The organism is Pseudomonas hunanensis (assembly GCF_013393325.1).
In the GTDB taxonomy this organism is placed as follows: Bacteria; Pseudomonadota; Gammaproteobacteria; order Pseudomonadales; family Pseudomonadaceae; genus Aquipseudomonas; species Aquipseudomonas putida_P.
Genome location: NZ_QJRC01000037.1, coordinates 1 through 466, shown reverse-complemented (window position 1 = coordinate 466; position 466 = coordinate 1). Strand labels below are relative to the sequence as shown.

The window sequence follows — 466 nt, the reverse complement described above, 5'->3', positions numbered from 1 at the left end:
CCAGCTTGATCTTCGACTTGCGCAGGGATTCGAGCAGGTCGAGGTTTTCCTCACCAGGAATGCCGAATACATACTCGACACCTTCGTTTTCCAGGCATTGCACAACGACATCGGCGGCCTTGGCCATCTTGCTTGCTACCTCAAGTGATGGGACGGTGGAAGTCCAGAAATGCGCAGCACGGTACGCTGGCATCGCCAGGTGCAGGGGCAGGAGTGCCCTGAACCAAAGTCTTGACGTAGGGGGGCAACAGGAAAGTCACGTTAATGCGATGGGAATATTGTCGCAGGTACCAGTAGGAACAGCCTTGTGCTGCTGTAGGAGTTGCAATTTTCAGGCGAAAAGACAAAACCCCTACCTGCATGCGCAGATAGGGGTTTTGCGAAATGAATCTTGACGATGACCTACTCTCACATGGGGAAACCCCACACTACCATCGGCGATGCATCGTTTCACTGCTGAGTTCGG

Annotated in this window: 1 protein-coding gene and 1 rRNA gene; both read right to left on the bottom strand. The window is 53.4% G+C overall.

The features are described from left to right. Positions 1 to 127 (bottom strand): thiamine pyrophosphate-binding protein (locus DM807_RS00660; RefSeq protein WP_009682266.1); only part of this gene is annotated, 127 nt, incomplete at its 3' end. A gap of 262 nt (positions 128 to 389) precedes the next feature. Next, positions 390 to 466: ribosomal RNA gene (rrf, locus tag DM807_RS27985) — 5S ribosomal RNA — on the bottom strand; the annotation flags it as partial.